Origin of the sequence: Streptomyces sp. (assembly GCF_036566765.1) — a bacterium.
In the GTDB taxonomy this organism is placed as follows: domain Bacteria; phylum Actinomycetota; class Actinomycetes; order Streptomycetales; family Streptomycetaceae; genus Streptomyces.
On sequence record NZ_DATCVQ010000285.1, the window covers coordinates 1 to 6612 of the forward strand.

Below are 6612 nucleotides of genomic sequence, written 5' to 3' on the forward strand. Positions count from 1 at the left end.
CGAGATCCTCGCAGGCTTGCCGGGTGTCAGTGGAGGCGGCGAAGCGGAACGCGTCCAAGCTGCTCAGAGGGAAGGCGAAGCTGGTCATCGGGTGTCCTTCCTGGCTTTGCGGGCTCTCCACCAGCGGATGCAGATGCCGCACACGTCGCCCGCTTCCGGGTAAAGCCTGCCCTGCCCTCGCCGCGGCGGCTTCCCGGTTCTCGTCAGGGCCGGGCAGGTCGGGTAGACGTGGTCGTTGTACTCGCCGACGTACCACTCGTCCACGCTCTCGTAACCGGCGAACGGCGCTTCGAGGTCGATGACCAGGACTGGCTCAGCCATGCTCGGCCTTCTGGTCGCCGAGAGCGGCGATAGTGGGGCAGGGCCAGCGGACTCCTTGCTCTCCAGGCGTCCCGCATGAGGTGCAGACCTGCGCGATCCGACCGTACGAGCCGGGGGTGTCGTCTTCGTCGCAGTTGGAGCCCATGCCTTCGGTCGGCTGATGGAGGTCTCGGACGCGGGCGATGACGGCGCGATATCCGGGTCCGAGCGCGGGTTCGTCGGTGACAGGGTGGCCGATCTCGTCAACGATGCGCTGGGCGACGTCTTCGGCCCCCTGCCGGACCTGATCCCATCGGGAGGAGTCTCCGGCAGCCACGAGATCGAGGACCATGCGGGCCGCGCCGAGGAGGCGCCGTTCGTACCGGAGTTGCTCCATCTCCTCGTCTCGTACGGCGGCGACCACCTCGGCCAGTTCGGCGCATGACGGCGTCCAGAACGAACGGCACCCATCTCCTGCGGTGATCATGACGTACGGCGTCTGGTCGATGCGGTCGGCGGGATCGGCCTTCTCTACCCGTTCGTTCTCGCCGTCCCGGTCGCAGCGGTAGACCGGCTCGGTGAACGCGGCGGCGAGCGCTTCGGCGTATCGCTGGCGGAGGTCGTCGCTCATACCGCCTTCACCACCACGTACTCCTTGCAGAAGCGGTTCTCCAGGGTGTCCTCGTGCTCCCGGTGGCGCACTTCTCGCATGGCGCTGCTGTAGCGCCAGTACGTCGGGAACTTGTACAGGAAGCGGGACATCTCCTTGGTCTTGGTGTCGTCCCAGTAGGTGATGCTCAAGATCTGCCAGCGCTGGAACAGCTTCACGTGTCGGTCCTCTCGGGTAGGGCGGCGCGGAGACGCGCTTGGGCAGTCACGTACGTCACGAAGTCGGGCATCTCCTCGACGACGTAGACGCGCAGGTCCTCGGCGGAGACGACGGCCATGCCCGCGCCGGCGAGGGCGTCGAGGGCAATGAGGGTCGCGTCCTGGATCTCGTTTCCGGACATCATGTCGCCGGTGCGGAGGCGCATGTGTTTGCGGAGTGCCTTCTCGATCGCCTCAGTGGGAGTCACGGGCTTTCCCTTCGTAGCGGCGGACAGGGATGCCCACATGGTCGGCGAACGCGGCGCACCCGGACGCGCCGCGCGAGCCGTCCACGATGTAGGCGACGCAGCCGAGAGGCTGCACGCCCCGCCCGACGAGCAGACCGGCCATGAACCCGTTCCGGTACGGTCCCGCGACGGCTCCGAGCAGGTCCCACGGGGCGGCGATGGGTTCGACGGTGACCGGGGCTCCTTCGGCGATCCTCTGGGTGGCCCATGCTTGGGCGATGGCGTCGGAGACGAGGGCCTGGTCTCGCCGCTTGTAGTCGCCGTGCATCAGGTGGACGGAGCCGTGCCTGTCGAGCACCCCATCCAGGTGGCCGAACACGAGCGGCACGTCGTCCACCGGGCGGGATGCGGTGTACAGCAGGTTGAACGGCTTGCGGGCTTCCTCGGGAAGGTCAGGCATCGGCCACCTCGCCAAACACGTCGGGGTGGGCGGCTTTCCAGTCCAGCCAGCGCTGCGATGGAGGCTCGTCGCCGATGGTGTAGATGCGGTCCATGACCTCGACGAGCGGCATCGGCCCTTTCCAGTTCGGCCTGTCGTCGAGGTGGGTGCCGCGCAGGCGAGGGAAGACGGGCACCCAGGTCGGCCCGTACTCCCACGTCACCGCCCGGTAGGACCAGTCGCCGTCCGCCCACTTGTGGAAGATCTTGGTGGGGTTGCCGCTGTCGATGTCGAACGGCCTCTCGGCGAGCTTCGCCTTCCAGGTCTCGTTGAACCAGTGGTCGCGGTACTCGTCGATGAACGAGGCCAACTGCGCGGCCTCCCGATCTGTGGGCCGCACCTCGGACTCTCGGTCGAACGTCGCCGCGTACTTCCAGCGCGGAACGAACGAGGTCACCGGGATGCGGAGCTTGGTGAGCGGGTCGTGCTGGTCGGCGTCGTACGGCCAGTCGATGGCGGTCTCAGGCATTGCACACCTCTCTCACTAGGTCGATCAGGTAGGCGGCGTGGCAGTGGTCCAGCTCCCCCTCGGCGGGGAGCGGGCAGAAGCAGGCGAGGTCTTTGCCAGCCAGTTCGTCGAGGTTGAGCATGAGGTGGGGCTGTTCGATGACCCAGGAGGAGTACAGGTCCACTGCCTGCTCTGTGGTCAGGAGGCTGATCGAGACCAGGCCATGAGCGCTGCCGGGAAAGGCGGCGACCGCGTACGGCCACAACGGGGAGTCGTCGCGGATCTTCTCGCCGACCTTGAACGGGTTGCCCCACTTCGACGGGCGCGTGACTATCACGCAGTTGTCGGGCTTGCGCCAGCCCTTCTTCCGCTCGCGCCGGATGCGCTTCGGCTCTCGGGTGTCAGCCACGGTGCGCCCTCCTCTGCTGCATCCGCCACTTGATCAGTCCCGGCGGCGGGGCCACATACTGGTGGAACCCCACCCCCGTCCCCCAGCGTGAGGCGTGGTTCCTCTCGGGATGGCCGCACCAGTTGCAGCCGCTCGGCGTTGCCCACTCTGGCGAGGTCACGAGGTCACCTCCGGGGCGTACACGGTCGGGAGCGGGGTGGGGCCGGTGTACTGCTGGCAGGCGCAGGGGGCCTGCTTCCAGCCGATCGGGTCGCCGTAGCCGTCCCAGCGGCTCTCCACGTTCACGGCCGCCCTGCACGTGCCTTTCTCGGGGTCGTGGTAGGCGAGTTCGTGGGTGCACCCGCAGATGGGCTTGGTCGGGGCGGGCGGCTTCGGCGTACGGCGGCGGGCAGGCGCGAACCGGCCGACCGCCCACCCGATCAGGACCAGGCCGCCGCCTGTGAGCATTTCAAGCACCATCGGTCAGTCCTTCCACGGTCTGGTAGCCGTAGGCGGGCGGGTCGAGTTCGGCTTCCAGGGTTCGCACGAGCGGAGAGTCCGGCTCGTCCCAAGTGGCGAGCAGTTCCGCGATCGTCATCGCCGTGATCGCCTGGTTGCGGGAGTAGACGCCGCGCCTGCCGGTGACCGTCCAAGCGCCGTCAGGCCAGCGATCCGCCCGCGTAGCGCACTCGTCCGAGACCATCCGGCCGGCGTCGTCGTCGATCGTTAAAGCCACGGGTCAGTCCTCCTCTCCGAGCGCCAGGAAGGCGCACCGCAGGGCGTACTTGTCCGGGTAGTCGGAGTGACCGCAGGCAGACTGCTCGATGCGGAGGACCTGCTCCAGCGTCGCGGCGGACAGCCCGTTCTCGGCGCGGAGTTCGTTGACGAGCGCGAGCATCTGCTCGGCCTCGTAGACGACCCAGCCGGGGACTTGGCCCCACAGACCCGGCACAGGGTCCCAGCGCAACTCGCGGTGCATGGACGCCTCCCTGAGCCGCGTCCCGAAGGCAACGTGGGCGGCGATGCGGGCACTTAACCTGGCCACGGGTCAGTCCTCCTCGGGGGTGTCGCACGCGACTGCCGGGATCTCGCCGGACACGTTCAGCGCCTTCCACGCCTGCTCCACGGTGTCGAACTTGCCGAGCGGTTCATGGCCGGCCAGTCCGAGACTGCGGTAGGCGTACACGTCGCGGGCGTTCGGGTGGGTTCGCCGGTGCTCGTCCATCCACTCGTGCAGGTTGAGTTCGATCGTGGCCGGGCGGGCGTTGCCGCCGACGATGACCACGTACAGGTGGGCGTGGTAGCCGTCCGGCTCGCGGACGCAGCGGGCGATGGGCTCGGCCATCGGGCATCTCCTTGTCGTTGCTGGTCTTGGGGGTTGCGCCCTCTCCCCCTGCGGGTGTCCGGACGTACAGGGGAGAGAGAGCGCGCGCGGGAAAGCGTTTGCTGCGCGGCCTACTCCTCCGGCAGGGCGAGCGCCTCGCGCGCCCTGCCGATGATCTGCGCCATGGACACAGACTTGCGGGCCTCGAACCCTGGCCCGTCGGGGTCGTCGAGGGAGATGATCCAGCGGGCGAACGCGACCGCGCGGCGCTTGCGCCACTCGTCGCAGTAGGCGCACGGGCAGTCCTGGTCGTGGATGCCCATTGACATGATCAGGTCGTGCTCGTCGAGTTCGCGCGGGTCGCCCGGCGTGGAGTAGTCGCCCACGGCGCGGATGCGGTGGTGGGTCACCTTCGCGCCTTCGAGCATCTCAACCGGGTCGTTCGCCTCGTCCACCTTGAGGCACTCGGGCAGGTCGGCGCTGCCGTAGATGCGTTCCCTGTCGGCGTCGTCGTCGGTGATCTCATAGTCGGCTTCGATGTAGAGGCGGAGCTTCATGGTCGGTTCTCCAGAGGGTTGAGGGGGTCAGACGTACTCGGCGTCGTACCCTTCGGCGCGGAGCCTGCGGAGGAGCTCCCATCGCCTGCTCGCCGTTTATGCGGTCAATGCGGAGGGTGTAGGTGCCGTTCGGGCGGTCGTCGTTGTCCGTCATGTCGTTCTCCAGGGGTAGGGCAGGCGGGAAAGCGCTTCCTGGACGGGAGCCCCCGAAGGGGCTCCGGAAGGTCAGGCGTCGTCGCCTTCGGAGAGTTCGACCACCGCGCCATGCTTCTCGGCGTCGTACTCCTGGCCGAACGACGGGTAGAACTCATCCAGGGGCTGCCATTCGTCAGCGTCGGCGCTCCACTTCTTGAACGAGCCCCATCCGGACTCCTGCGCACTGAACGGCGGCGCCACCCCGTACGCCTTCTCCAGCGCTTCGTCCTCGTTGTCGGCCTCCACGTTGGCGGTCAGCCACGTCACGCGGGCCATGTTCACCCTGTACTTCGGCATGTCGGCTCCTTGGTCGTCGTCGAGGGTTTGGGTTCGGGTCTCTCCGGCAGAAGAGACACCGGAGAGCGGGGGTCAGGCGGCGACGGTGCGCCGGTACTCGTCCTCCCGCAGCGCGTCCGCGAGGTCGGACAGGGCGCCGATGGCGGGCAGGAGCGCGTCCATCGCCTCGCCGGCCTTCTCGGCGCTGTCCTCGGTGGTGTCGGCGCGGATCGCGTTGAGGGAGAGCAGCACGCCGTGGGCGATGCCCTTCAGCTTGTCGGCCACGTCGGGGTCGCCGGCGGGCTGGTCGTTGAGGCGGGTGGTGAGGGCGTCCACGGCCTTCTCGGCAGCGGCGGCCAACTCCAGGGTGGTCATCGGGTCTCCCTTCCTCGGTGCGGGTCTTCTGTCTCGGGCCGGGCGGGGCGCTCGCGGCGCCGCCTGGGTCAGATCCCGTACCAGTCGCTGGTGGTCACGGTGCGGGCGGCCAGCTCGGCGTCTGGGGTGAGGCCGACGCTCTTCTGCCACGCCCTCTCCTGCTCCACGAGCTGGACGTGCCAGGCGCGGTCGGTCTCGTGGCCGGGCGCTGTCTCGACGACGACCTTGCGCTTGCCGTGCCGGACCTGGGTGGACCGGACGCCGTACACGGTGATGGTCTCGGTGGCCATGATCTGCTCCTCAAGGTCGAAGGTGGTCGGTCTTTGTGCCTGTCTCGGGAGTCGAACCCGATGGGCCGGTACAGGCTGGGTGGGCCCCGGGAGGAGGGAGTCCTCCCGGGGAGACAGAGAGATCAGGCGCAGGCGGGGCGGGCGTCCAAGTAGGCGGCGTTCTTGCAGGTGATCGACTCGCCGTTCTCCAGGACGAGCGTCACCTGCCGGTAGCGGATCTGGCCGGTGGCGCGGAGCTTGGCCAGGTTGACGTGCTTGACGACCTCGACGATCCGCAGCCACGGCCCGCGCGGGGTGAGGCGGACGTGCCAGCCCTCGCGCACCGCGCCCGCCTGCCAGTCGCCTTCGCGGCCCGGCCCGACGTAGCGGAGGTCCTCGTGCTCGCCGACGCGACCGGACAGGCGATCGGCGAGGTAGCGGGCGTTGTCCCACATGTGGTTGCTCGGGTTGAGGTCGCGGCGGTCGTTGGTGCCGTGGTCGGCGACGAACACGCCGTCGCGGCGCTCCACGAACACCCAGACGGGGCCGGAGAACGTGTTGGTCTCGGCCTGCTCGCGCAGCCGGGTGCCCTCCAGCTCGGGCACGTCCACGATGCGCTCGACAGTGAGGGTGTGGCCGGTCAGCTTGGCGGCGGTGATGATCGTCAACGTGGCTCCAAGGTCGAAGGGGCTTGGGTTGCGTGCCTGCCTCGGGACTCGAACCCGAGCGTCTGCCAGTGCTGCTGGGTGGCCCCGGTCTCCCGGGGCCCTGGAGGTCTACGGCTGGATCCAGATGAGGTGCTTGGCCTGCTCGCCGATCCACACAGCCGCGGCGCGGTCGGCCTGGGTGAGGGTCTTCTGGTTGGACTCGGGGACGAGGTTGACGTCCTCCAGGCGCTCCATCTTGCGGAGGGCGTTGTCCTGCTC

At 68.6% G+C, this 6612-nt stretch carries 16 protein-coding genes; all 16 read right to left on the minus strand.

The window, feature by feature from the left end; all coding sequences use genetic code 11:
* Positions 1-84: 84 nt before the first annotated feature.
* The 16 genes from VIU94_RS16045 to VIU94_RS16120 all read right to left on the minus strand — a co-directional run bounded on the left by VIU94_RS16045 (position 85) and on the right by VIU94_RS16120 (position 6354).
* On the minus strand, positions 85-321 hold the full coding sequence (locus tag VIU94_RS16045) for a hypothetical protein (protein ID WP_331911998.1): 237 nt from the start codon (positions 319-321) through the stop codon (positions 85-87).
* Complete coding sequence (locus tag VIU94_RS16050) at positions 314-931, minus strand: hypothetical protein (protein WP_331912000.1); 618 nt, start codon at positions 929-931, stop codon at positions 314-316. The genes VIU94_RS16045 and VIU94_RS16050 overlap by 8 nt, the downstream gene beginning before the upstream one ends.
* Positions 928-1128 (minus strand): hypothetical protein, encoded by a 201-nt coding sequence (locus tag VIU94_RS16055; RefSeq protein ID WP_331912002.1) that lies wholly within the window; start codon positions 1126-1128, stop codon positions 928-930. Before VIU94_RS16055 ends, VIU94_RS16050 begins: the two co-directional genes overlap by 4 nt.
* The gene (locus VIU94_RS16060) at positions 1125-1376 is read right to left on the minus strand and encodes a hypothetical protein (protein WP_331912004.1); all 252 of its coding nucleotides are present in this window, start codon (positions 1374-1376) and stop codon (positions 1125-1127) included. The genes VIU94_RS16055 and VIU94_RS16060 overlap by 4 nt, the downstream gene beginning before the upstream one ends.
* Positions 1363-1815, minus strand: a complete 453-nt coding sequence (locus VIU94_RS16065) for a hypothetical protein (RefSeq protein ID WP_331912006.1) — start codon at positions 1813-1815, stop codon at positions 1363-1365. The genes VIU94_RS16060 and VIU94_RS16065 overlap by 14 nt, the downstream gene beginning before the upstream one ends.
* On the minus strand, positions 1808-2323 hold the full coding sequence (locus VIU94_RS16070) for a hypothetical protein (protein WP_331912008.1): 516 nt from the start codon (positions 2321-2323) through the stop codon (positions 1808-1810). Before VIU94_RS16070 ends, VIU94_RS16065 begins: the two co-directional genes overlap by 8 nt.
* Positions 2316-2711, minus strand: coding sequence for a DUF4326 domain-containing protein (locus tag VIU94_RS16075; protein ID WP_331912010.1), 396 nt, complete (start codon positions 2709-2711; stop codon positions 2316-2318). Before VIU94_RS16075 ends, VIU94_RS16070 begins: the two co-directional genes overlap by 8 nt.
* Positions 2712-2867: 156 nt before the next feature.
* A complete protein-coding gene (locus VIU94_RS16080) occupies positions 2868-3170 on the minus strand; it encodes a hypothetical protein (RefSeq protein WP_331912012.1) in 303 nt (100 codons plus the stop codon).
* A complete protein-coding gene (locus VIU94_RS16085) occupies positions 3160-3426 on the minus strand; it encodes a hypothetical protein (RefSeq protein ID WP_331912015.1) in 267 nt (88 codons plus the stop codon). Before VIU94_RS16085 ends, VIU94_RS16080 begins: the two co-directional genes overlap by 11 nt.
* Positions 3427-3429: 3 nt before the next feature.
* Entirely contained in the window at positions 3430-3735 is a 306-nt protein-coding gene (locus tag VIU94_RS16090; protein ID WP_331912017.1) for a spore germination YkwD domain-containing protein, read from the minus strand.
* Positions 3736-3738: 3 nt separating this feature from the next.
* The gene (locus VIU94_RS16095) at positions 3739-4035 is read right to left on the minus strand and encodes a hypothetical protein (RefSeq protein WP_331912019.1); all 297 of its coding nucleotides are present in this window, start codon (positions 4033-4035) and stop codon (positions 3739-3741) included.
* A 110-nt stretch (positions 4036-4145) separates the two neighbouring features.
* Positions 4146-4571, minus strand: coding sequence for a hypothetical protein (locus VIU94_RS16100; RefSeq protein WP_331912021.1), 426 nt, complete (start codon positions 4569-4571; stop codon positions 4146-4148).
* A 225-nt stretch (positions 4572-4796) separates the two neighbouring features.
* Positions 4797-5063 (minus strand): hypothetical protein, encoded by a 267-nt coding sequence (locus tag VIU94_RS16105; RefSeq protein WP_331912023.1) that lies wholly within the window; start codon positions 5061-5063, stop codon positions 4797-4799.
* 72 nt (positions 5064-5135) lie between these two features.
* Positions 5136-5417, minus strand: a complete 282-nt coding sequence (locus VIU94_RS16110) for a hypothetical protein (RefSeq protein ID WP_331912025.1) — start codon at positions 5415-5417, stop codon at positions 5136-5138.
* A gap of 68 nt (positions 5418-5485) precedes the next feature.
* On the minus strand, positions 5486-5707 hold the full coding sequence (locus VIU94_RS16115) for a hypothetical protein (protein WP_331912027.1): 222 nt from the start codon (positions 5705-5707) through the stop codon (positions 5486-5488).
* Between the two features lie 122 nt (positions 5708-5829).
* Positions 5830-6354, minus strand: coding sequence for a hypothetical protein (locus VIU94_RS16120; RefSeq protein WP_331912029.1), 525 nt, complete (start codon positions 6352-6354; stop codon positions 5830-5832).
* Between the last annotated feature and the right edge of the window lie 258 nt (positions 6355-6612).

What these genes read in the sequence shown, in the direction of transcription:
- VIU94_RS16050 (WP_331912000.1), bottom strand. Translation starts at nt 931, where the DNA reads ATGAGCGACGACCTCCGCCAGCGATACGCCGAAGCGCTCGCCGCCGCG.
- VIU94_RS16110 (WP_331912025.1), bottom strand. Translation starts at nt 5,417, where the DNA reads ATGACCACCCTGGAGTTGGCCGCCGCTGCCGAGAAGGCCGTGGACGCC.
- VIU94_RS16105 (WP_331912023.1), bottom strand. Translation starts at nt 5,063, where the DNA reads ATGCCGAAGTACAGGGTGAACATGGCCCGCGTGACGTGGCTGACCGCC.
- VIU94_RS16080 (WP_331912012.1), bottom strand. Translation starts at nt 3,170, where the DNA reads ATGGTGCTTGAAATGCTCACAGGCGGCGGCCTGGTCCTGATCGGGTGG.
- VIU94_RS16045 (WP_331911998.1), bottom strand. Translation starts at nt 321, where the DNA reads ATGGCTGAGCCAGTCCTGGTCATCGACCTCGAAGCGCCGTTCGCCGGT.
- VIU94_RS16100 (WP_331912021.1), bottom strand. Translation starts at nt 4,571, where the DNA reads ATGAAGCTCCGCCTCTACATCGAAGCCGACTATGAGATCACCGACGAC.
- VIU94_RS16070 (WP_331912008.1), bottom strand. Translation starts at nt 2,323, where the DNA reads ATGCCTGAGACCGCCATCGACTGGCCGTACGACGCCGACCAGCACGAC.
- VIU94_RS16115 (WP_331912027.1), bottom strand. Translation starts at nt 5,707, where the DNA reads ATGGCCACCGAGACCATCACCGTGTACGGCGTCCGGTCCACCCAGGTC.
- VIU94_RS16065 (WP_331912006.1), bottom strand. Translation starts at nt 1,815, where the DNA reads ATGCCTGACCTTCCCGAGGAAGCCCGCAAGCCGTTCAACCTGCTGTAC.
- VIU94_RS16095 (WP_331912019.1), bottom strand. Translation starts at nt 4,035, where the DNA reads ATGGCCGAGCCCATCGCCCGCTGCGTCCGCGAGCCGGACGGCTACCAC.